General features: G+C 74.5%; 21 protein-coding genes. 1 reads left to right on the top strand and 20 read right to left on the bottom strand.

All coding sequences use genetic code 11. From position 1 onward, the window contains the following. The first annotated feature begins 1 nt into the window (after position 1). The gene (locus CHC04_RS01150) at positions 2-664 is read left to right on the top strand and encodes a pyridoxamine 5'-phosphate oxidase family protein (protein ID WP_089402081.1); all 663 of its coding nucleotides are present in this window, start codon (positions 2-4) and stop codon (positions 662-664) included. 1 nt (position 665) lies between these two features. Here CHC04_RS01150 and CHC04_RS01145 read toward each other — a convergent pair whose 3' ends face one another. The 20 genes from CHC04_RS01145 to CHC04_RS23845 all read right to left on the bottom strand — a co-directional run bounded on the left by CHC04_RS01145 (position 666) and on the right by CHC04_RS23845 (position 22,501). After that, positions 666-1,205, bottom strand: a complete 540-nt coding sequence (locus tag CHC04_RS01145; RefSeq protein ID WP_089402080.1) for a phosphotransferase-like protein — start codon at positions 1,203-1,205, stop codon at positions 666-668. After that, on the bottom strand, positions 1,202-2,419 hold the full coding sequence (locus CHC04_RS01140; RefSeq protein ID WP_245816899.1) for a PQQ-dependent sugar dehydrogenase: 1,218 nt from the start codon (positions 2,417-2,419) through the stop codon (positions 1,202-1,204). Before CHC04_RS01140 ends, CHC04_RS01145 begins: the two co-directional genes overlap by 4 nt. Before the next feature lie 40 nt (positions 2,420-2,459). Next, positions 2,460-3,515, bottom strand: coding sequence for a polyprenyl synthetase family protein (locus CHC04_RS01135; protein ID WP_089402078.1), 1,056 nt, complete (start codon positions 3,513-3,515; stop codon positions 2,460-2,462). Next, positions 3,515-5,062, bottom strand: coding sequence for an NADH-quinone oxidoreductase subunit NuoN (nuoN, locus tag CHC04_RS01130; RefSeq protein WP_089402077.1), 1,548 nt, complete (start codon positions 5,060-5,062; stop codon positions 3,515-3,517). Before nuoN ends, CHC04_RS01135 begins: the two co-directional genes overlap by 1 nt. Next, entirely contained in the window at positions 5,059-6,810 is a 1,752-nt protein-coding gene (locus CHC04_RS01125) for an NADH-quinone oxidoreductase subunit M (RefSeq protein ID WP_089402076.1), read from the bottom strand. The genes nuoN and CHC04_RS01125 overlap by 4 nt, the downstream gene beginning before the upstream one ends. A 46-nt stretch (positions 6,811-6,856) precedes the next feature. Next, positions 6,857-8,761 (bottom strand): NADH-quinone oxidoreductase subunit L, encoded by a 1,905-nt coding sequence (gene nuoL / locus CHC04_RS01120; protein WP_217897120.1) that lies wholly within the window; start codon positions 8,759-8,761, stop codon positions 6,857-6,859. An 18-nt stretch (positions 8,762-8,779) separates the two neighbouring features. Continuing rightward, entirely contained in the window at positions 8,780-9,079 is a 300-nt protein-coding gene (nuoK, locus tag CHC04_RS01115; RefSeq protein WP_089402075.1) for an NADH-quinone oxidoreductase subunit NuoK, read from the bottom strand. A gap of 73 nt (positions 9,080-9,152) precedes the next feature. Continuing rightward, positions 9,153-9,941, bottom strand: coding sequence for an NADH-quinone oxidoreductase subunit J (locus tag CHC04_RS01110; RefSeq protein ID WP_089402074.1), 789 nt, complete (start codon positions 9,939-9,941; stop codon positions 9,153-9,155). Beyond that, positions 9,938-10,591, bottom strand: coding sequence for an NADH-quinone oxidoreductase subunit NuoI (nuoI, locus tag CHC04_RS01105; protein WP_089402073.1), 654 nt, complete (start codon positions 10,589-10,591; stop codon positions 9,938-9,940). Before nuoI ends, CHC04_RS01110 begins: the two co-directional genes overlap by 4 nt. Beyond that, positions 10,584-12,107 (bottom strand): NADH-quinone oxidoreductase subunit NuoH, encoded by a 1,524-nt coding sequence (gene nuoH / locus CHC04_RS01100; protein ID WP_089402072.1) that lies wholly within the window; start codon positions 12,105-12,107, stop codon positions 10,584-10,586. Before nuoH ends, nuoI begins: the two co-directional genes overlap by 8 nt. Continuing rightward, positions 12,107-14,611: an NADH-quinone oxidoreductase subunit G gene (locus tag CHC04_RS01095; protein WP_089402071.1), complete on the bottom strand. Its 2,505-nt coding sequence runs from the start codon at positions 14,609-14,611 to the stop codon at positions 12,107-12,109. The genes nuoH and CHC04_RS01095 overlap by 1 nt, the downstream gene beginning before the upstream one ends. Then, complete coding sequence (gene nuoF, locus CHC04_RS01090) at positions 14,608-15,936, bottom strand: NADH-quinone oxidoreductase subunit NuoF (RefSeq protein ID WP_089402070.1); 1,329 nt, start codon at positions 15,934-15,936, stop codon at positions 14,608-14,610. Before nuoF ends, CHC04_RS01095 begins: the two co-directional genes overlap by 4 nt. A 3-nt stretch (positions 15,937-15,939) precedes the next feature. Beyond that, positions 15,940-16,992 (bottom strand): NADH-quinone oxidoreductase subunit NuoE, encoded by a 1,053-nt coding sequence (nuoE, locus tag CHC04_RS01085; protein WP_089402069.1) that lies wholly within the window; start codon positions 16,990-16,992, stop codon positions 15,940-15,942. Beyond that, on the bottom strand, positions 16,989-18,311 hold the full coding sequence (locus CHC04_RS01080; RefSeq protein WP_089402068.1) for an NADH-quinone oxidoreductase subunit D: 1,323 nt from the start codon (positions 18,309-18,311) through the stop codon (positions 16,989-16,991). The genes nuoE and CHC04_RS01080 overlap by 4 nt, the downstream gene beginning before the upstream one ends. After that, the gene (locus tag CHC04_RS01075; RefSeq protein ID WP_089402067.1) at positions 18,308-19,048 is read right to left on the bottom strand and encodes an NADH-quinone oxidoreductase subunit C; all 741 of its coding nucleotides are present in this window, start codon (positions 19,046-19,048) and stop codon (positions 18,308-18,310) included. The genes CHC04_RS01080 and CHC04_RS01075 overlap by 4 nt, the downstream gene beginning before the upstream one ends. After that, positions 19,045-19,710, bottom strand: a complete 666-nt coding sequence (locus tag CHC04_RS01070; protein WP_089402066.1) for a NuoB/complex I 20 kDa subunit family protein — start codon at positions 19,708-19,710, stop codon at positions 19,045-19,047. Before CHC04_RS01070 ends, CHC04_RS01075 begins: the two co-directional genes overlap by 4 nt. A gap of 66 nt (positions 19,711-19,776) precedes the next feature. Beyond that, complete coding sequence (locus CHC04_RS01065; protein ID WP_089402065.1) at positions 19,777-20,139, bottom strand: NADH-quinone oxidoreductase subunit A; 363 nt, start codon at positions 20,137-20,139, stop codon at positions 19,777-19,779. A gap of 155 nt (positions 20,140-20,294) precedes the next feature. Further along, positions 20,295-21,569, bottom strand: coding sequence for a geranylgeranyl reductase family protein (locus CHC04_RS01060; protein ID WP_089402064.1), 1,275 nt, complete (start codon positions 21,567-21,569; stop codon positions 20,295-20,297). 97 nt (positions 21,570-21,666) lie between these two features. After that, positions 21,667-22,341, bottom strand: coding sequence for a phosphoribosyltransferase (locus tag CHC04_RS01055; RefSeq protein ID WP_089402063.1), 675 nt, complete (start codon positions 22,339-22,341; stop codon positions 21,667-21,669). 13 nt (positions 22,342-22,354) lie between these two features. After that, a complete protein-coding gene (locus CHC04_RS23845; RefSeq protein WP_170149164.1) occupies positions 22,355-22,501 on the bottom strand; it encodes a hypothetical protein in 147 nt (48 codons plus the stop codon). Between the last annotated feature and the right edge of the window lie 3 nt (positions 22,502-22,504).

Here is a 22,504-nt window from a genome sequence, read left to right as displayed (position 1 = left end):
CGTGGACACCGCACCGCCGCTCTCGCCGACCGACCGCAGCACCGTGCGCCGGGGCTCGGCCCGGTCCCGCACCGACCGTGCCGAGCTGTACGCCGTCCTCGACGCCGGGCTGGTCGGGCACCTGGGCGTCGTCCTGGGCGGCGCGCCGGTCGTGCTGCCCACCGGCTACGGCCGGCACGGCGACACTCTCTACCTGCACGGTTCGACCGGCGCGGCGACGCTGCGGGCCGCGGGCGCCGGGGCGCCGGTGTGCTTCACCGTCACGCACGTCGACGGCGTCGTCTACGCCCGCTCGGCGTTCCACCACTCGATGAACTACCGCTGCGCCGTCGTCCACGGGACCGCCCGGGTGGTGACCGGCGCCGACGAGCGGCTGCTCGGGCTGCAGGTGCTGACCGAGCACCTGGCGCCGGGCTCCTGGGCGGCCACCCGGCAGCCCGACCGCAAGGAGCTGGCGGCGACGGCGCTGCTGGCGCTGGACCTCACCGAGGCCAGCGTCAAGGTGCGCACCGGCCCGCCCGGCGAGGACGAGCGCGACCTCGCCGCGCCGGTGTGGGCCGGCGTGCTGCCGGTGCGGACCGTCCTGGGCGAGCCCGAGCCCGACCCGCTGCTCCCGGAGGGGGTCGCGGTGCCCGACCGCGTGCGCGGCCGGCGGCTGCGCTGAGCTACCGGGCCCGCAGCGCCCAGGCGTGCACGGCGGCCGCCGTCTGCTCGGGGGCCTCGCCGGTCGAGTCGTGGAACAGGTCGGCCGGCGTCGCGCGCACCCACGTGTCGAAGGTGCGCACCGCGTCGAGCAGCTCCGCCCCGGACCCCGACCATGCCGCGTACGCACCCGACCCCCGGCCGCGCTCGCGGGCCACCACCGCCTCGGGTGCCGGGGTCAGGGCGACGGTGAGGAGGCGCAGCGGGGCGACGGCGTCGCGGAGGACGCGCAGGTCGTCGCCGTAGACGTTGTCGGCCACGACGGTGCGGAAGCCGGCGGCCGCGTAGACCGCGGCGGCCCGTCCCAGTGCGCGGTACCGCAGGTGCAGCTGCTCGAGCGCCTCGGGCGTCGGGTCCCCGGTCATGTCCGCGCGGCCGGAGACCACCGCCTGCCAGAAGGTGTCGCCGTCGAGGAAGACGCCCCGGGACGCCCGGCCGGCCACCAGCCGCCCGACCGTCGACTTGCCCGACGCCTGGGCGCCGGTGACCAGCAGGACCGTCACCGGGACGGCTCGGGGGTGACCCGCAGCAGGCGGTCCTCGCCCCCGCCGTTGTCGGTGGTGAGGTACAGGGCGCCGTCGGCGCCGGCCACCGGTGAGCGCACCCGCCCGAGGGTGTCCTCCAGCTCGGGCACGCGGAACTGCTCCAGCAGCCGGCCGGTGCCGTCGAGGCGCAGCGCCAGCACGCCGGTGTCCTTAAGCACGCCGACGAGCAGCGCCCCGTCGTAGCCGCCCCACCGGGGGCCGCTGACGACGTCCGCGCCGCTGGTGGCGATGGTGGGGCCGCCGGAGGACCAGACCGCCGGGACGGCGCCGGGGATCGCGGGGTCGGTCATCGGGACGCTCTCGTCGTAGTCCCCGCCGGGGCCGTCGGGGTCCCAGCCGTAGTTGCCGCCCGGCACCGACAGGTTCACCTCGTCGTCGCGGTCGGGCCCCTGCTCGACGGTGAGGACCTGCCCGCTGCCCGGCCGGACGGCGATGCCCTGCACGTTGCGGTGCCCCGAGGACAGCAGCAGCCGGGTGTCGGGGTCGGCGTCGTCGGCGAAGGGGTTGCCGGGCGCCGGGCCGCCGGTGGCCGGGTCGATGCGCAGCACCTTGCCCGCCAGGGAGCCGAGGTCCTGCGGGTGGCTGCCGACGGCGTTGTCGCCGGTGCCCACCAGCAGCGCGCCGGAGGGGTCGAAGCGCACCCGGCAGCCGCCGTGCCGGCCGGTGGCCTCGTTGACCGGGATGCCGCCGAGCAGCGGGTCGGCGACGCGGGTGGCCGTGGTCCAGTCCTCGTCCACCGTCCAGGCGATCACCTGGATCTCGGCGCCGCCGTCCTCCTCGACCCCCTGGCAGGTGTAGAAGCGGCGGTCCTCGGCGAAGGCGGGGCTGAGCACCAGGCCCATCAGGCCGGTCTCGCCCTCGGCGAAGAGGTCGGCGAGGTCGGCGTCGAGCTCGCGGGCGGTGCCGTCGGGCGCGACGGCGGTGAGCCGGCCGCCGCGCTCGTCGACCAGCAGCGTCCCGTCGGGGGCGCGGGCGACGTCCCACGGGTGGTCGAGCCCGTCGAGGACGGTCTGCACCCGCAGCGCGGGCAGGCCGTCCGGCGCCGCGACCCCGCCGTCCGGGGTGGCGGTGGACTTCTGCTCCTGCGCGCCGGGGAGGTCGCCGGTCCCGGCCGCGGAGCAGCCGATGAGCACCAGCGCGGTGGCCAGGAACACGACGGGGACGGACCTCACCCCGCCGAGCATCCCCGAGCGGCGGGGACGGCGCCGTCCGCTAGCTGGTGCGGGTGACCACGTAGTCGCACAGCGCCGACAGCGCGTCGCGCACCTCGCCCGCCGGCACCCCGGACAGCGACGTGCGCGCCCGGTCGGCGTACTCCCGCAGCACCTCGCCGGCCCGCCCGAGCGCCGCGGAGCCGCGCAGCAGCGTCAGGGCCTCGGCGTGCTCGCCGTCGTCGGACAGCGGGCGGGAGACCAGCTCGCGCAGCCGCGCGTCGGCGGGGTCGTCGCCGGCGAGCGCGATCAGCGCCGGCAGGGTGGCGATGCCCTCGCGCAGGTCGGTGCCCGGGGACTTGCCGGAGGCGCCGTCGGTGACGATGTCGAGGAGGTCGTCGGAGAGCTGGAAGGCGACGCCGACCTCCTCGCCGAAGCGGGTCAGCGCCTCGACCAGGGCGGCGTCGACGCCGGCGAAGGAGGCACCGAAGCGGGCGGAGGTGGCCACCAGCGAGCCGGTCTTGTCGGCGAGCACCTCGAGGTAGTGGGCCACGCGGTCCTCGCCCTGCCGGGCGCCCACGGTCTCCCGGATCTGCCCGGTGACCAGCCGCTCGAAGGTCCGTGCCTGGATGCGGACGGCCTCGGGGCCGAGGTCGGCGAGCAGGTCCGAGGCGCGGGCGAAGAGGAAGTCGCCGGTCAGGATGGCGACGCTGTTGGTCCAGCGGCTGTTGGCGCTCTGCGCCCCGCGGCGCACGTCGGCCTCGTCCATGACGTCGTCGTGGTACAGCGTGGCCAGGTGGGTGAGCTCGCAGACGACGGCGGCCTGCACCACCTCCGGTGCCCGCGCGTTCCCGAGGTGCGCGGCGAGCAGCGCCAGCATGGGCCGGAACCGCTTGCCCCCGGCGGCCATGAGGTGACCGGCGGCCTCGGAGACGAAGGGGTGCTCGCTGGTCACCGCGGCGGCGAGGGTCGACTCCACGCGGGCGAGACCCTCGGCGAGGGAGTCCCCGAGGGACCCCGAGGGGAGCCACGTCCCCATCGTGGACGCGGGGGTGGCGATGCGGTGCCAGACCTCGGCCGGGGCGCTCCCGTCGACGGCGGCACGGGGTCCGGTCATCAACCGACGAAGATAGCCGCCCGATCGGCCAGACCGAGCACCGCCCCGGGGACGATGCCCAGCAACAGGGTGGCCGCCGCCGTCACCGCGAGCACGATCGTCGTGGGCAGTCCGGGCACGCCGACGGTCGGGCCGTCGACCGCGGGCTCGGAGAAGTACATGAGCACGATGACCCGCAGGTAGAAGAACGCCGCCACCGCGCTGGCCAGCAGCGCCACCAGGGCCAGCGGCCAGGCGCCGTCCTCGATCGCGGCCCGGAAGACGGCGAACTTGCCGGTGAAGCCGCTGGTGAGCGGGATCCCGGCGAGCGCGAGCAGGAACAGGCTCATGACCGCGGCGGTCAGCGGCGACCGCTGCGCCAGGCCGGCCCACTGCGACAGGTGGGTGGCCTCCCCCTCGCCGCTGCGCACCAGGGTGAGGACGGCGAACGCGCCGAGCGTGGTCAGCCCGTAGGCGAGCAGGTAGAACATCACCGCGGGCAGGCCCGACCCGGCGGCGTCACCCGTGGCCGGCAGGCCCAGGACGCCGGTGAGCAGGAACCCGGCGTGCGCCACGGAGGAGTAGGCGAGCATCCGCTTGAGGTCGGTCTGGGTCAGGCCCAGCACCGCGCCGATGACCATGGAGACGATGGCGACGCCATAGACCAGCGGCCGCCAGGTCCACTCCTCGGTGCCGAAGGCGACGTAGAGCAGCCGCAGGATCGCGCCGAACGCCGCGACCTTGGTGCAGGCGGCCATGAACGCGGTCACCGGGGTGGGCGCGCCCTGGTAGACGTCGGGCGTCCAGGTGTGGAAGGGCGCGACGCTGGCCTTGAACAGCAGGCCCACGACCAGCAGCGCCAGGCCGAGGACGACCAGCGTGCCGCCCTCCGCGCCCGCGACCGCCTCGCGCACCCCCGCCAGCCGGACGGTGCCGGTGGCGCCGTAGACCAGCGCCACGCCGTAGAGGAAGAACGCCGAGGCGAACGACCCGAGCAGGAAGTACTTGACCGCCGCCTCCTGCGACAGCAACCGCCGCCGGCGGGCCAGGCCGCTGATCAGGTACAGCGGGAGGCTGAGCACCTCCAGCGCCACGAACATGACCAGCAGGTCGTTGGCGGTGACGAACAGCATCATGCCGCCGATGGCGAAGGTGGCCAGCGGGTAGACCTCGGTCTGCACCCGCTGCACGGTGAGCAGCTCGCGGTCGCGGACGCTGCCGGCCGGCACCGCGGCGGAGACGACGAACGCCGAGCGGGCGGGGTCGAGGTTGCGCTCGGCGAACAGCAGGAGCGACAGCGCGCCGAGACCGGCGATGGTGGCCTGCAGGAACAGCCCGGCGCCGTCGACGGCGAGCGCGCCGCCGGCGGTGACCTCCCGGGTGCCGGCGAGCAGCACGGTGGTGACCAATCCGCCGAGGGTGCCGACCAGCGCCACGGCGACCTGCACCGGGTGGCGGGAGTCGCGCGGGCCGAACGCCTCGACCAGCACGCCGATGCACGCCGCGCCGAAGACGAACAGCAGCGGGGCGAGGGCGGCCAGCGACAGGTCGGGCGCCTCGATCGTCATCGGTCGGTCCCCTCGGTCGTGGCGGGGGTGGTCCCGGCCGGGTCGGCGCCGACGTCGCTCATCGTGGCCGCGACGGCCGGCTCGATCAGCCGGACCAGCGGCTGCGGGTAGAAGCCGAGGACGAGGATCAGCGCCACCAGCGGGGCGACGACGACCGTCTCGCGGCGGGTGAGGTCGTGCAGCAGCGTCGTGGTGCGGGCGGGCGGCGCCTCGGTGAGCGTCGCCGTCCCCGTTGCCGTGGCCGTCCCCGTGGCCGTCCCCGTCCCCGTCGCCGTGGCCGACGCCGCCGTGGCCCCGTGCCCGCCGGCCGGCGCCGGCTCGCCGGCCGCGGAGGTGTCGGCGGTGGCGGGGTCGGCGGTGGCGGGGTCGGCGGTGGCGGGGTCGGCGGTGGCGGGGTCGGCGGGGAACAGCACGCCGCGCGGCGGGCCGTGCATCGTGCGTTGGTAGAGCAGCAGCACGTAGAGCGCGGCCAGGATGATCCCGACGGTGGCCAGGACGGTGAACACCGGCCGGGTCGGGAACGACCCGATGAGCACGAGGAACTCGCTGACGAAGCTGTTGGTGCCCGGCAGCGCCAGCGACGCGAGCCCGGCGACGAGGAAGACCCCGGCCAGCTTGGGCGCGCGGCTGGCCACCCCGCCGTAGTCGCCGACCAGCCGGGAGCCGCCGCGGGCGATGAGCATGCCGACGACGAGGAACAGCAGCCCGGTGGCGATGCCGTGGTTGACCATGTACAGCACCGCGCCGGTGGCGGCCTCGGTGGTGAAGGCGAAGACGCCCAGCGCGATGAACCCGAAGTGCGCGATCGAGGTGTAGCTGACCAGCCGTTTCATGTCGTTCTGCCCCATCGCCAGGAGCGCGGCGTAGAGCACCCCGGCGACGGCGAGGACGAGGACCAACGGGGCGAAGTCACGGGAGGCGTCGGGGAACAGCGGCAGGCAGTAGCGCAGGAACCCGAAGGTGCCGACCTTGTCGAGCACGCCGACCAGCAGCACCGCGCCACCGATCGGCGCCTCGGCGCCGGCGTCGGGCAGCCAGGTGTGCAGCGGCACCAGCGGCGCCTTGATCGCGAACGCCACGAAGAAGCCGAGGAACAGCAGGCGCTGCACGTCGGGGTCGATGTCGAGCTGCCGCAGCGACTCGAAGGCGAAGGTCCCCTCCCCCGCCGACGCGCTGACCACGTACAGCCCGATGACGGCGGCGAGCATGACCAGCCCGCCGAGCAGGCTGTAGAGGAAGAACTTCACCGCGGCGTACTGCCGGCGCGGGCCGCCGAAGCTGCCCACGATGAAGTACATCGGGACCAGCATCGCCTCGAAGAAGACGTAGAAGAGGAAGACGTCGGTGGCGGCGAAGACGCCGACCATGCACGCCTCGAGCAGCAGCAGCCAGGCGAAGAACGTCCGCATCGACCGCCGCGCCGGCGGGGTGTCGTCCCACGAGGCGAGCACGACCACCGGCACCAGGACGCCGACCAGCAGCAGCATCACCAGGGCGATGCCGTCGACGCCGAGGGCGAAGTCGACGCCGAAGCCGGGGATCCACGGCACGGAGCTGGTCAGCTGGAACCGGTCGCCGTCGGGGTCGAAGGCGACGGTGGCCAGCACCGCGAGCACCAGCACGACCAGGCTGACGCCGAGGGCGACCTGCCGGGCCAGCGGGGTGCGCTCGCGGGGCAGCCCGGCGACGACCGCCGCGCCCACCGCGGGCACCACGACCATCGCCACGAGCAGCAGGGAGTCGCTCACGCCGTCGCCCTCACGTTCTCCGTCGTCCTCTCCTGGGCCCGTCCGGTCATCCCGCCGTCACCGCCAGCAGCGCCCCGGCCACCACGACGGCGCCGCCGAGCATCCCGAGCGCGTAGGAGCGCACGAAGCCGGTCTGTGCCCGGCCCAGCCGCGACGACGACCCGCCGAGCGTGGCGGCCAGGCCGTTGACGGCGCCGTCGACGCCGCGGTTGTCCACCCACACCAGCGCGCGGGTCAGCCACTGGCCCGGCCGCATGAACAGCGACTCGTTGACCGTGTCGGCGTAGAGCGCCCGCCGCGCCGCGCGGACCACCGGCGAGACCCGGGCCGGCGCGACCTCGGGCACCTCGCGGCGGCCCACGAACAGCCACGCGGCCAGCACCCCGAGGGCCATGACGGCGGTGACGACGAGGCCGACGAGGGCCGGGGCGACCACGTGCTCGGCCTCCTCGGGGACGCCGAACACCGGCTCGAGCCAGGTGTCGAGCGGGAAGACCTGCACCAGCAGGAACCCGGCGGCCACCGAGCCGACGGCCAGCACGACCATCGGCGCGGTCATGACCGACGGCGACTCGTGCGGGTGCTGGTCCTCGGTCCACCGCGGCCGGCCGAAGAAGGTCATGAGCATCAGGCGGGTCATGTAGAAGGCGGTCAGCCCGGCGCCGAGGACGGCCACGCCGCCGAGCAGCCAGCCCGCCCAGTCGCCGCGGTCGAGCGCGGCCTCGATGATCGCGTCCTTCGTCCAGTAGCCGGACAGGAACGGGAACCCGATGAGCGCGAGGTAGCCCAGGCCGAAGGTCACGAAGGTGACCGGCAGCCTGCGGGCCAGCCCGCCGAAGCGGCGCATGTCGACCTCGTCGCCCATCGCGTGCATGACCGACCCGGCGCCGAGGAACAGCCCGGCCTTGAAGAAGCCGTGCGTGAGCAGGTGGGCGATCGCCGCGGCGTAGCCGACCGGGCCCAGGCCCACGGCCAGGAACATGTAGCCGATCTGGCTGACCGTGGAGTACGCCAGCACCTTCTTGATGTCGTCGTACGCGCAGCCCACGATCGCGCCGTAGAGCAGCGTGATCGCGCCGACGGCCAGCACCACACCGCGGGCGGTGGGCGTGAGGTCGTAGATGGGCGCGGAGCGGGCGATGAGGTAGACGCCGGCGGTCACCATCGTCGCGGCGTGGATGAGCGCCGAGACCGGCGTCGGGCCCTCCATGGCGTCGGGCAGCCACGCCTGCAGCGGGAACTGGCCGGACTTGCCGCACGCACCGAGCAGCAGGAGCAGGCCCAGCGCCGTCAGCGTGCCGCCGGCCAGCGCCCCCACCCCGCCGAAGACGCCCTCGTAGGAGACGGTGCCGAGCTGGGCGAACATGACGAAGATCGCCAGGGCCAGGCCGACGTCGCCGACCCGGTTCATGACGAACGCCTTCTTCGCCGCGGTGGCCGCCGACGGGCGGTCATGCCAGAAGGCGATGAGCAGGTAGGAGGCCAGGCCCACGCCCTCCCACCCGACGTACAGGGCCACGTAGTTGTCGCCGAGGACGAGCAGCAGCATCGCCGCGACGAAGAGGTTGAGGTAGGCGAAGAACCGGCGGCGGCGCGGGTCGTGCGCCATGTAGCCGATCGAGTAGACGTGGATGAGCGAGCCCACGCCGGTGATCAGCAGCATGAACGTCGCCGACAGCGGGTCGACGAGCAGCCCGGCGCCGACGTCGAGCGACCCGGTGGAGACGAAGGTGAACAGCTCGGCGTCGACCGCGTGACCCTCGACGCCGGCCAGCTGCACGGTGCACAGCAGGCCGAGGACGAACGCGGCGACGACGGTCGCCGTCCCGAGCAGGTGACCCCAGGCGTCGGTGCGCCGGCCGCCGAGCAGCAGCACCGCCGCGCCGAGCAGCGGCAGGGCGATCACCAGCCAGGATGCGGACAGCAGGCCCTCGGCCGCGACGGTGTCCATCAGGTGTGCCGGCTCCCGTCAGTACTTGAGCAGGTTGGCGTCGTCGACCGACGCCGACCGGCGGGTCCGGTAGATCGACATGATGATGGCCAGGCCGACGACGACCTCGGCGGCGGCGACGACCATGACGAAGAACGCCATGATCTGGCCGTCGATGGTGCCGGTGGCCCGGGCGAAGGTGACCAGGGTCAGGTTCACCGAGTTGAGCATCAGCTCGATGCACATGAACACGACGATCGCGTTGCGCCGCACCAGCACGCCGACCGCGCCGATGGTGAACAGGATCGCCGCGAGCACCAGGTAGTGCGTGACGCTCATGCCCTCTCCTCGCCGGCGCTCGTCGCGGTCATGAGCGGCGCTGCTGCGTCCCTGGGTGAGCTCGCACGCTCGCTCACCGTGGCTCGTCCGTCGTGCCGAGGGCGGCGTCGGGGCTGCCCAGCTGGGCGCGACCGGTGGGTCGGGGCATCTGCTCGACCTCCCGGGGTTCGATGCCGGTGGCCAGGCTGTCCTCGGCGGTGCGGCCGTCGGGCAGCAGCGCGCCGGTGGCCACCGAGTTGGCCCGCGCGAAGACGCCGGGGCCGGGCAGGGTCTGCGGCCGGTCGGTGAGGAACCGGGCCCGCGAGAGCTCCTTCTGCGTCTGCCGGCTGCCGGGCTCGCGCTCGATGTGGGCCAGCACCATCGCGCCCACGGCGGCGGTGATCAGCAGCGCGCTGGTCACCTCGAAGGCCAGCAGGTACCGGGTGAACAGCACCCCGGCGATCGTCTCGATGTTGCCGGTGCCGCCCGCGTCGCCGAGGCCCTCGATCCCCGTGTCCCGGGTGGCGCGGGCGATGCCGGCGCCGACCAGGCCGGCGAAGCCGACGCCGAGCACGGTGGCCGCGACCCGCTGCCCGCGCAGCGTCTCCACGACGGAGTCGGAGGAGTCCCGGCCGACCAGCATGAGCACGAACAGGAACAGGATCATGATCGCGCCGGTGTAGACGATGATCTGCACCGCGCCGAGGAACGGCGCCGACTGGACGACGTAGAAGACGCCGAGCGAGAGCATCGTGGTGACCAGCCACAGCGCCGAGTGCACGGCGTTGCGGCTGAACACCATCCCGAGCGCGCCGGCGAGCGCGACCGGCCCGAGGATCCAGAAGACGACGGCCTCGCCGGTGCCGATGGCGACGTCGGTCATGCCCGCTCCACCGTGACCGGCTCGGCCGCCGAGCCCGACTGCGGCTCGCGCACGTAGTACGCCTTCTCGTCGTCGCCCAGGCGCATCGGGTGCGGCGGGGCCTCCATGCCGGGCAGGAGCGGCGCCATGAGCTGCTCCTTGGTGTAGATCAGGTCGCGACGGTCGTCGTCGGCGAGCTCGAAGTCGTTGCTCATCGTCAGCGAGCGGGTCGGGCACGCCTCGATGCACAGCCCGCAGAAGATGCAGCGCAGGTAGTTGATCTGGTAGACGGCGCCGTAGCGCTCACCGGGCGAGTAGCGGGCGTCCTCGGTGTTGTCCCCGCCCTCGACGTAGATGGCGTCGGCCGGGCAGGCCCAGGCGCACAGCTCGCAGCCGACGCACTTCTCCAGCCCGTCGGGGTGCCGGTTGAGCACGTGCCGGCCGTGGTAGCGCGGCTTGGTGACCTTCGGGGTCTCCGGGTACTGCTCGGTGGTCACCTTCTTGAACATCTGGGCGAAGGTGACGCCGAAGCCCTGACCCGGCGCCGGCAGCAGGCTGCGGCGGGGCGCCGGCGCGGCCCCGCCGCGACCGGCCCGCTCGACCTCCCCACCGCGCGAGGCCTGCGCGAGGCCCTTCGACTCCCCGCTCGTGGCCGGGTCGTGCTCAGCCATCGGTGTCCTCCTGTGCGCTGGTGGCGGTGCTGCCCGCCGTGCTGCCGGCGGCCCGGCGTCCGGTGCTCACCACGCCGCCCTCGGGACGGCCGGCGCCCACCGGCTCGGCGACCCGGTCGGCACGGCGCAGCCGCGGCGAGGGGGGCACGGTGAGGTCCATCGGCGGCACCGGGAAGCCGCCCTCGGCGCGGGCGGGGCCGGTGCGCTGCGCCGGGCGGCGCCGCGGCCCGGCCGGGGGCAGCACCTCGGGATCGGGATCGGGGTCGACGGCGTGCACCTCGCCGGCGGCGGCCTCGGCGGCCATGAGCCGGGTGTCGCGGTTGCTCGCCCGGCTGGCCAGCGACAGGCCGAGCAGGACCAGCAGCGCGATCGGCACGCCGACGAAGACGGCGACCTGGCCGGTGGACAGGTCGGTCTCGCGGGAGACGGTGCGCATCGTGGCGACGGCGAGGATCCACACCAGCGCCGTCGGCACGAGGACCTTCCAGCCGAAGCGCATGAACTGGTCGTAGCGCAACCGGGGCAGCGTGCCGCGCAGCCAGATGAACACGAACAGCGCCGCGACCACCTTGAGGACGAACCACAGCAGCGGCCACCAGCCGGAGTTGGCGCCGTCCCAGATCGACAGCGGCCACGGTGCCCGCCAGCCGCCGAGGAACAGCGTCGCGGCCAGCGCCGAGACGGTGACCATGTTGATGTACTCGGCGAGGAAGAACAGCGCGAACTTCAGCGACGTGTACTCGGTGTGGAAGCCGCCGACCAGCTCGCTCTCGGCCTCGGGGAGGTCGAAGGGCGCGCGGTTGGTCTCCCCGACGACGGCGATCGCGTAGATGACGAAGCTGACCGGCAGCAGGATCGAGAACCAGCCGGGGCCGGTGAACTCCAGGCCGAAGAAGGACAGCTGCGGGCCGTCGGCCTGGGCGGCGACGATCTCCGAGGTCGACATCGTCCCGGCGTAGAGGAACACCGCGACGATCGACAGGCCCATCGCGATCTCGTAGCTGACCATCTGCGCGGCGCTGCGCAGCCCGCCGAGCAGCGGGTAGGTCGAGCCCGACGCCCAGCCGGCCAGCACGATGCCGTAGACGCCCATCGCCGAGCAGGCGAGCACGACGAGCACGCCGATGGGGGCGTCGGTGAGCTGCAGCGGGGTGCGCTCGCCGAAGATGCTCACCGTCGGGCCCAGCGGGATGACCGAGAAGGCCAGGAACGCCGGGACGGCGGAGATGACCGGCGCCAGGAAGTAGACCGGCTTGTCCGCGAGCGCCGGCATGATGTCTTCCTTGAACGCCAGCTTCAGCCCGTCGGCGAGGCTCTGCAGCGACCCGCGCGGGCCCACCCGGTTGGGGCCCGAGCGCTGCTGCATGCGGGCGACGACCTTGCGCTCGAAGACGATTGCGAACAGCGTCATCAGCACCAGCACCACGAAGACGCCGACGATCTTGATGAGGACGATCCACCAGACGTCGTGACCGAAGTCCTCGAGCGTCGGCTGGTCGGGCGCGGCGAACAGCATCAGGCGATCCCTCCTGCGCCGGAGGCGGCGGCGCCGTGGCGGGGACCGCTGAGCCGGACGACGCCGCCCGGTGCGGTGCCGAGGCCGGTGCGGACCTCGCTGCCCGGTGAGCGCATCGGCAGCCACACGACGTCGTCGGGCATCGCGGTGAGGCACACCGGCAGGGTCACCGACCCGGTGGCGCCGGTGACGGTGAGCGGGTCGCCCTCGGCCAGCCCGAGGCGCGCCGCGGCGTCGGGGGACACCCGGGCCACCGGCGGGCGGGCGGTGCCGGCGAGCTCGGGCTCGTCGCGCTGCAGGGTGCCCACGTCGAGCAGCTGCCGCCAGGAGGCCAGCAGCGCCTCGCCGTCGCCGGGCTCGGGGACGACGGCCGGGGGCACGTCGAGGCCGGTGCCGTCGGCGCGGGCGCCGGCGAGTCCGAGGGCGGCGAGCTCGGCGCGGGCGGCCCCGGGCTCGGGCAGCCGCAGGTCGACGTCGAGGTACTCGGCCAGGCCGTGCAGCACACGGCCGTCGGGCAGCTGCCCGGTGCCGTGCAGCGTGGCGTCGAACGGGCGGACCCGGCCCTCCCAGTCGAGGTAGCTGCCCGCCTTCTCCGGAGCGGCGGCGACCGGCAGGACGACGTCGGCGTGCTCGGTGACGCCGCTGGGCCGCTGCTCGAGGCTGACGACGAACGCCGCCGCGGCGAGCGCGGCTCCGGCCAGCGCGGGGTCGGGCAGGTCGGCGGGGTCGACGCCGCCGACCACCAGGCCGGCCAGCCGCCCGTCGCGGACCGCGGTGAGGATGCCGGTGGTGTCCCGCCCCGGCGTGGCCGGCAGGTCGACGGGGTCGACGCCCCAGACGGTGGCCACCTCGGCGCGGGCGACGGGGTCGTCGACCGGCCGGCCGCCGGGCAGCAGCCCGGGCAGCGCGCCGGCCTCCACCGCGCCCCGCTCGCCGGCCCGCCGCGGCACCCACGCCAGGCGGGCGCCGGCGGCGCGGGCCAGCGCGACCGCCGCGCTGAACGCGCCGGGGACCTCGGCCAGGCGCTCGCCGACCAGGACCACCGCGCCGGGCTGCCGCAGCGCCTCGACCGCCGGGCCGCCCCAGCTGCCCTCGGCCAGCGCGGCCAGCGCGCGGGCCTCGTCGCCGGGGCGGGTGACCAGCACGGTGGCCTGGAGCTTGTGCGCCGCGCGGGTGGCGAACGGCGCGAGGTCGAACACGCGCAGCGAGCCCTTGCGGACGGCCTTGCGCAGGCGGAGGAAGACGATCGGCGACTCCTCCTCCGGCTCGAACCCGGCCAGCAGCACGGCGGGTGCGGCCGCCAGCTCGTCGTAGGTGACCGCGCCGGCGCCGGGGCCGGTGCCGGCGACGTGCGCGGCGAGGAAGGCCTGCTCCTCGGCGGAGTGCGCGCGGGCCCGGGCGTCGACGTCGTGGGTGCGCAGGGCCACCCGGGCGAACTTCGCGTAGGCGTAGGCGTCCTCGACGGTGAGCCGGCCGCCGGGCAGCACGCCGACCCCGCCGGCGGCGCGCGCCGCGCGCAGCCCCTCGGCGGCGGCCTCCCACGCCTCCGGCCACGAGGCCGGCTCGAGCACCCCGTCGCGCCGGACCAGCGGCGTGGTCAGCCGGTCGTTGGTGGCGGCGTAGCGGAAGGCGAAGCGGCCCTTGTCGCAGGTCCACTCCTCGTTGACCGCGGGGTCCTCCCCCGCCAGCCGGCGCATGACCTTCCCGCGCCGGTAGTCGGTGCGCATCGAGCAGCCCGAGGCGCAGTGCTCGCAGACCGAGGGCTCGCTGCGCAGGTCGAAGGGCCGCGAGCGGAACCGGTACTGCGCGCTGGTGAGCGCACCCACCGGGCAGATCTGCGTGGTGTTGCCGGAGAAGTAGGAGGAGAACGGCTCGTCCTCGGCGACGGCGACCTGCTCCAGCGCGCCCCGCTCGAACAGCTCGATGAACGGGTCGCCGGCCACCTGCTGCGAGAAGCGGGTGCACCGGGCGCAGAGCACGCAGCGCTCGCGGTCGAGCAGGATCTCGGTGCTGATCGGCAGCGGCTTGGGATAGGTCCGCTTGACGTCGACGAACCGGGACTCGGCGCGGCCGTTGCTCATCGCCTGGTTCTGCAACGGGCACTCGCCGCCCTTGTCGCAGACCGGGCAGTCCAGCGGGTGGTTGATCAGCAGCAGCTCCATGGTGCCCTGCTGCGCCTTGTCGGCGACCGCGCTGGTGAGCTGCGTCTTCACCGCCATGCCCTCGGAGACCGGCATGGTGCAGGAGGCCACCGGCTTGCGCTGGCCCTCCACCTCGACCAGGCACTGCCGGCAGGCGCCGACGGGCTCAAGCAGCGGGTGGTCGCAGAACCGCGGGATCTGCACGCCGATCATCTCGGCGGCCCGGATGATCAGCGTCCCCTTCGGCACGGCGACGTCGAAGCCGTCGATGGTGCAGTGGACGGCGTCGGGCGGGGTGTGCGGTCCGGGAGCACCCGGCGGCACCGCCGCCGCGGGCTCCGGGCTGACCGGGGTCAACGTCACGAGGCGACTCCGACGGGCTCGAGGCGCAGGGAGCGGCCCAGGCGGGCGCGCTCCTCGGGCGGCAGCAGGGCGACGTAGTCGTCGCGGAAGTACTTGAGCGAGCTGGTGATGCAGCTGGTCGCGCCGTCGCCGAGGGCACAGAACGACCGGCCGAGAATGTTGTCGCACGTGTCGGTGAGCAGGTCGAGGTCGGCGGCGGTGCCCCGGCCGTCGACCAGCCGCTGCAGCACCTGCACCAGCCAGTAGGTGCCCTCGCGGCAGGGGGTGCACTTGCCGCAGCTCTCGTGGGCGTAGAACTCGGTGAACCGCAGCGTGGCCTCGACGATCGAGTCGGTCTCGTCGAAGACCATCAGCGCGGTGGTGCCGAGCATGGAGCCGGCGGCGGCCACGGAGTCGAAGTCGAGCGGCACGTCGAGGTGCTCGGCGGTGAAGTACGGCGTCGAGGAGCCGCCCGGGGTCCAGAACTTGAGCTCGTGGCCCGGGCGCACGCCGCCGGCCATCTCCAGCAGCTCGCGCATGGTGGTGCCCATGGGGGCCTCGTACTGGCCCGGGCGCACCACCCGGCCGGAGAGCGAGTAGATCTTCGGGCCCGGCGACTTCTCCGGCCCGAACCGCTTGAACCACTCCGCGCCGCCGCGGACGACGAACGGCACGGTGGCCAGCGTCTCGACGTTGTTGATGACGGTCGGGGCGCCGTAGAGCCCGGCGACGGCCGGGAACGGCGGCTTGAGCCGCGGCTGGCCGCGGTAGCCCTCGAGCGAGTCGAGCAGCGCCGTCTCCTCGCCGCAGATGTAGGCCCCGGCGCCGGCGTGCACGACCAGCTCGAGGTCCCAGCCCGAGCCGAGGACGTCGGTGCCGAGGTAGCCGGCCGCGTAGGCCTCCTCGACGGCCGACACCAGCCGGCGGTGGGCGTGCACCGCCTCGCCGCGGACGTAGATGACGGCGAACCGGCAGCGGATCGCGTACGCGGAGATGATCACGCCCTCGATCAGCGAGTGCGGGTCGGTCATCATCAGCGGGAGGTCCTTGCAGGTGCCCGGCTCGCCCTCGTCGGCGTTGACCACGAGGTACTTGGGCATCGCGGCCGGACCGGTGGGCGTCTCCCCCGGCTTGGGCTGCGGGATGAAGCTCCACTTCATGCCGGTGGGGAAGCCGGCGCCGCCGCGGCCGCGCAGGCCCGACTCCTTGACCAGCGAGACCAGCTCGTCGGGCTGCATGGTCAGCGCGGTGCGCAGCGCGGCGTAGCCGTCGAGGGACTCGTAGGTGGACAGCCGCCACGGCTGGTCGGCGCCCCAGCGCGAGGTGAGGACGGGGGTGAGGGGCACGGGTCAGGCCTCCCGGGTGCCGGGTGGATTCGGGTTGGGCGACCCCGAGGAGGTCGGCCCCTGGCCGGAGGTGCCCGGCTCGGTGCCCGCGGGGGTGTCGGGGGTGGGACGGGAGCCGCCGGGGGTCCTCCGGCCGTACTCGGTCCCGCGGTCGGGGTGGGTCTGCGCGGCGCCGGCCCGCTCGGCGGGGGTGTCGGCCGCGGCGACGCGGGCGTCGGCGGCCTCCTTCTCCGGCGTCGTGCCGGCGTCCCCGGACGGCGCCACCGTGTCGGCGGGTTCGCCGGCGTCGGCGGGCTGCGGCTCGGGGCCGTCCATCGGCGGGGCGGCCTCGCCGCGCTCGGCGGCCAGCCGGACCCCGGCCAGCGTCGGGCCCCACTGCCCGTCGGCGTCGACGGCGGCGCGCGCGGCCCCGGCGTCGGCGTGCTGGGACAGGCCCGCGAGCTGCCGGGAGACGCCGCGGAAGTCGGTGAGCGGGGCGCCGCGGGTGGGGTGCGGCTTCTCGCCCCGGCGCAGCGCGGCGACCAGCGCGCGGGCGCTCTCGACGTCCTGCTGGTCGTAGAACTCGTAGTCGACGGTGACCACCGGCGCGTAGTCGCAGGCGGCCAGGCACTCGGCGTGCTCGAGGGTGACCGAGCCGTCGGCGGCCGTCTCGTCGTGGTGGACGCCGAGGTCGGCGGAGAGCGCGTCCATGATCCGCTGCCCGCCGAGGACGGCGCACAGCGTGTTGGTGCAGACGCTGACCAGGTGCCGGCCGGCCGGGCGGCGCTTGTACATCGTGTAGAAGGTCGCGACCGCGCCGACCTCCGCGCGGGTCAGCCCGAGCTCCTCGGCGCACAGCGCGATGCCCTCGGGGCTGACGTACCCCTGGTAGCTCTGCACCAGGTGCAGCATCGGCAGCAGCGCCGAGCGCGGCTGCGGGTAGCGGGACATGATCTCCCGCGCCTCGAGCCGGGCCTGCTCGGGCAGCGGCGGCAGGTCGGCCGGCGCCGGCTCGACGGGGCTGTCGACCAGCCCCGTCGTCGCCGAGCCCTCGGCCGATCCGGGCAGCGAGCTCACCGGTCGACACCCCCCATCACCGGGTCGATCGAGGCGATGGCGGCGATGACGTCGGCGATCATGCCGCCCTCGCTCATGGCCGCCGTGGCCTGCAGGTTGACGAAGCTGGGGTCGCGCACGTGGACGCGCCACGGCCGGGTGCTGCCGTCGCTGACCACGTGGTAGCCGAGCTCCCCGCGGGGTGACTCGACCGGCACGTACACCTGCCCGGCCGGCACCCGGAAGCCCTCGGTGACCAGCTTGAAGTGGTGGATCAGGGCCTCCATCGAGGTCCCCATGATGTGCCGGACGTGCTCGAGGGAGTTGCCCATCCCGTCGGCGCCGAGCGACAGCTGCGCCGGCCAGGCGATCTTGCGGTCCTCGACCATGACCGGGCCGGGCTCGAGCCGGTCGAGCGCCTGCTCGACGAGCTTGAGCGACTCGAACATCTCGGCCATGCGGACCAGGTAGCGGCCCCAGGCGTCGGAGGTGTCGGCGGTGGGCACCTCGAAGTCGTAGGTCTCGTAGCCGAGGTAGGGCTCGACCTTGCGCAGGTCCCACGGCAGGCCGGCGGCGCGCAGCACGGGGCCGGTGATGCCGAGGGCCACGCAGCCGGTCACGTCGAGGTAGCCGACGTCCTTGAGCCGCCGCTGCCAGATCGGCTGGCCGGTGAGCAGCTTGTGGTAGCCGGCCAGCCGCTCGGGCATGACGGCGAGCCACTCGCGGATCGACCCCTCGACGCCGGGCGGCAGGTCCTGCGCCACCCCGCCGGGGCGGATGTAGGCGTGGTTCATCCGCAGCCCGGTGATCTCCTCGAGCAGGTCCAGGCACAGTTCGCGCTCGCGGAAGCCGTTGGTCATGCCGGTGAGCGCGCCGAGCTCCATCCCGCCGGTGGCCAGGCCCACCAGGTGGGAGGCGATCCGGTTGATCTCCATGACCAGCACGCGGATGGTCTGCGCCCGCTGCGGCACCTCGATGCCGAGCAGCTTCTCGACGGCCATGCAGTAGCCGGCCTCGTTGTACAGCGGGGACAGGTAGTCCATCCGCGTCACGAACGTCGTGCCCTGCACCCAGTTGCGGTACTCGACGTTCTTCTCGATGCCGGTGTGCAGGTAGCCGATGACCACCCGCGCCTTGGTCACCGTCTCGCCCTCCAGGTCGAGGACCAGGCGGAGGACGCCGTGCGTCGAGGGGTGCTGGGGCCCCATGTTGACGACGAGCCGCTCCTCGCCGGAGAGGTCGACGCCGAGCGTCTGGTCCCAGTCGCCACCGGTGACGGTGTAGACGCGGCCCTCGGTGGTCTGGCGGGACCCCGCGTAGGGGTCGTACGTGGTGCTCATCGGTAGGCCCGTCGGGTGTCGGGCGGCGGGATCGTGGCGCCGTGGTACTCCACGGGCACGCCGCCGAGCGGGTAGTCCTTGCGCTGGGGGTGGCCGTCCCAGTCGTCGGGCATGAGGATCCGGGTCAGCGCCGGGTGCCCGTCGAAGACGACGCCGAACATGTCGTAGGTCTCCCGCTCGTGCCAGTCCGCCGTCGGGTACACCGACGTCACCGACGGCACGTGCGGGTCCTCGGCCGTCACGGCGACCTCCAGGCGGATCCGCCGCCGGAAGGTCATCGAGGTCAGGTGGTAGACGACGTGCAGCCGCGGCCGGCCGGGACCGGCGGCCGGGCCGCCGCTGTCGAGGTAGTCGACGCCGGAGACGCTGCTGCACAGCTCGAAGCGCAGCGCGTCGTCGTCGCGCAGCGCCCGCACGAGGGTGAGCAGGTGCTCGCGGGCGACGAAGTAGGTGATCTCGCCGCGGTCGACCAGCACCCGCCGCACCGCGGCCGCGTAGGTGGCCTCGCCGACCGCCTCGCTGAGCGCGTCGGTCACCTCGTCGAACCAGCCGCCGTAGGGCCGCTCGGTGGAGTGCAGCGCCACCGCGCCGCCCGGCTCGACCCGCACCAGGCCCCCGAAGCCGGAGGTGTCGCCGCTGCCGGAGACGCCGAACGCGCCCTTGCGGAAGCCGCCGCTCGCCGCGTACGCGCCCTCGGCCGCCTCGTCGCGGCCGGAGCGGTCACCGGGGCCGGTCACCGGGTCTTCTCCGGCTCGATCACGTGCCCGCCGCGGCGCTCGATGAGGAACTGGCCGGTGCGGCCGGCGGCCGCCGCCTCCTCGTAGGCGCGCCGCGCCTCCTTGTCCACCCGCACGGTGGAGGGCATCTCGACCAGCAGGTCGCGGGCGCGGCCCTCGGCGCGGTCGCGCTCGAGCTGGCGGGCACGCCGCTCCCCGAGCGGCTCGTGCTGGATCTTGTGGTGGAGCTTGAGGATGGCGTCCATCAGCATCTCCGGCCGCGGCGGGCAGCCGGGCAGGTACATGTCCACGGGGACGACGTGGTCGACGCCCTGCACCACCGCGTAGTTGTTGAACATGCCGCCGGAGCTGGCGCACACCCCCATGGCGAGCACCCACCGCGGCTCGGGCATCTGGTCGTAGATCTGCCGCAGGACCGGCGCCATCTTCTGGCTCACCCGCCCGGCGACGATCATCAGGTCGGCCTGGCGCGGGGACGCGCGGAAGACCTCCATGCCGAAGCGCGCGAGGTCGTAGCGGCCGGCGCCGGTGGCCATCATCTCGATGGCGCAGCAGGCCAGGCCGAAGGTGGCCGGCCACAGCGAGGACTTCCGCGTCCAGTTGACCAGCTTCTCGACCGAGGTCAGCAGGAAGCCGCTGGGCAGCTTCTCCTCGAGACCCATCTCAGCTCCCTGCCGTCTGCGTCGTTCCCGTGGGCGTCTGCGTCGTCTGCGTGGGGGTGGTGCTCGTCAGTCCCACTCGAGACCGCCGCGCCGCCAGACGTAGGCGTAGGCGAGGAAGACGGTGCCGATGAACACGACCATCTCGACCAGGCCGAAGACGCCGAGCGCGTCGTTGGCGACGGCCCACGGGTAGAGGAAGACGATCTCGATGTCGAAGACGATGAAGAGCATCGCCGTCAGGTAGTACTTCACCGGGAACCGGCCACCGTGCAGCGGCTGGTCGACCGGCTCGATGCCGCACTCGTAGGCCTCGAGCTTGGCCCGGTTGTAGCGGCGCGGGCCGACGAACGGCGCGACCGCCACCGAGAACAGCGCGAAGGCCGCAGCCAGCGCGAACAGGCCCACGATCGGGACGTAGGTCGAGAGCACCGGCGCCTCCCCTCACGTGCTCGTGCGCTTGTGAAAAAGTTCACAAACGCGGTGCCACGAGCCTATGCCGCCGAACTCGGGATCGGAAGCACGGGGGGTGAGTGAGTTCACTTCCGGCGGTCACGGTCCGGTCACGGACCGGCCCGCCGCGCGGGTCAGACGGCGGGGGTCAGGCGGGTGAGCACCGCGATCGCGCGGTCGAAGCGGTCGCCGTCGCGGCCGTCGGAGAGGTTGCCCATGAGCCGCAGCGCCGCGTTCACCATCGCCGGGCGCTTGAGCCCGTGCGCGGTGGCGAAGCGGACCAGGCCCGGACGGTCGAGCAGTGCGAGGAAGGCCGTGCCGAGGCGGTGGTGGCGGCCGTAGGCCTCCTGCAGCCGGCGGGGGTAGCGGCGCAGCACCGCCTCGCGGGCCGGGCCCTCGGGGGCGGCCAGCGCCTCGACGGCGGTCTCGGCGGCCATCCGGCCGGTCTCCAGCGCGTAGCTGATGCCCTCCCCGTTGAACGGGTTGACCACCCCGGCGGTGTCGCCGGCCAGCAGCAGCCCGCGGGTGTAGGCCGGTCCGCGGTTGAGCGCCATCGGCAGGCCGGCGCCGCGCAGCGGGGTGACCGCGTGCTCCTCCCCCAGCTGCCACTCCGGCGGCAGCGTGGCCAGCCAGCGGCGCAGCACGGTGCGGGGGTCGGTCTCCCCGCCGCGGCGGGTGTCGAGCAGGCCGAACCCGACGTTGGCGGTGCCGTCGCCCATGCCGAAGGACCACCCGTAGCCGGGCATCGAGTCGGCGGTGGGGCCCTCGGCGGACAGGTCGAAGGAGATGTCGAGGTAGGGGTCCTCACCGCGCGGGGTCTCGACGTAGCGGCGCACCGCGACGCCGAGCGGGCGGTCCTCGCGGCGGGTCAGCCCGATCGCCTTGGCCAGCCGGCCGGACAGGCCCTCGGCGGAGACGACCAGCGGCGCCCGCCAGGTGACCGGCTCGCGGCCCGGGCCGGCCTGGGCGTGCACGCCCGCGACGCGGCCGGCGTCGTCGAGCAGCGGGTCGGTGACGGTGACCTCCTGCTCGAGGCGTGCGCCGGCGGTGACGGCGTGCTCGGCGAGCATCGGGTCGAGGTCCCGCCGCGCCCGGATGAGGCCGAAGTCGGGCCAGGAGGACAGCTGCGGCCAGTCGACCTCGACCACCTGGCCGCCGCCGAACACCCGCAGCCCCCGGTGCCGGACCCAGCCGCCCGCCGGGGAGGTGTCCACGCCCATCTCGTCGAGCGCCTTGACCGCGCGCGGCGTGAGGCCGTCGCCGCACACCTTCTCCCGCGGGAAGCGGGCCTTCTCCAGCACGACGACGTCGAGCCCGGCGGTGGCCAGCGTCCAGGCGGCGGCCGACCCCGCGGGCCCGGCACCCACCACGACGACGTCGGCGCTGCCCCCGGCGGTCGGACTCGTCACGCGCTGGCCCCCTCGGTGCTCGGCGGTGGTCGGCGGCGACCCCCAGGCACAGGAAGCTATCCGCACGTCCGGAGCCGGGGAACGTGCGCATCGCTTCCTATGCCGCACCCAGGGCCGCCCGCACCTCCTCGTCGGTGGTCTGGCCGAAGTCGGCGTACCAGCGGCCCACCGCGCCGAACGGCTGCGGCGTGACCAGGCAGACGACCTCGTCGGCACCGGCGCCGACCGCCAGCTCGGCGCACAGCGCGGGCGGGCCGACGGGCACGGCGACGACGACGGCCGCCGGCCCGGCGCTGCGGACGGCGGCCAGCGCCGCGCGCATCGTGGCGCCGGTGGCCAGGCCGTCGTCGACGAGGACCACGGTGCGGCCGGCGAGGGCCGGGGGCGGGCGGTCGGCGCGGTAGGCCTCCCGGCGGCGCCGCAGCTCGGCGAGCTCGGCGCGGCGGACCTCGGCGGCGGCGTCGCCGTCGACGTCGACCCGGGCGAGGACCGCCTCGACGCCGACGCTCTGCACCGCCTCCCCCACCGCGGCGACCGCGCCCATGGCCAGCTCCGGGCGGCCGGGCACCCCGAGCTTGCGGACGGCGACGACGTCGAGCTCCGCACCCAGCACGGCGGCGACCTCGGCGGCGACGAGCACGCCCCCGCGGGGCAGGCCCAGGACCAGCGTGTCCGGGCCGAGCGGCACGGCGGGGTCGCGGGCGGGGTCGGTCAGGCGCGCGGCGAGCTGCCGGCCGGCGTCGCGCCGGTCGGTGAACGGCGGCCCGTCCACCGCGCGGACCGGGTCAGACCGGCTGCGGGCCGGTCGGCGGCGGCGCGGTCGGGTCGGTCGGGCTCGGCTGCGGCAGCGGGGCCGGCGACGGCGGGGAGATCGGGTCGACCGGCGACGGCGAGGGGCCGGGCGGCTCGGGCATCGGCGTCGGTGTCGTCATGGG

The organism is Geodermatophilus saharensis, assembly GCF_900188205.1.
Lineage (GTDB): Bacteria > Actinomycetota > Actinomycetes > Mycobacteriales > Geodermatophilaceae > Geodermatophilus > Geodermatophilus saharensis.
This window is presented reverse-complemented; position numbering and strand designations above follow the sequence as displayed.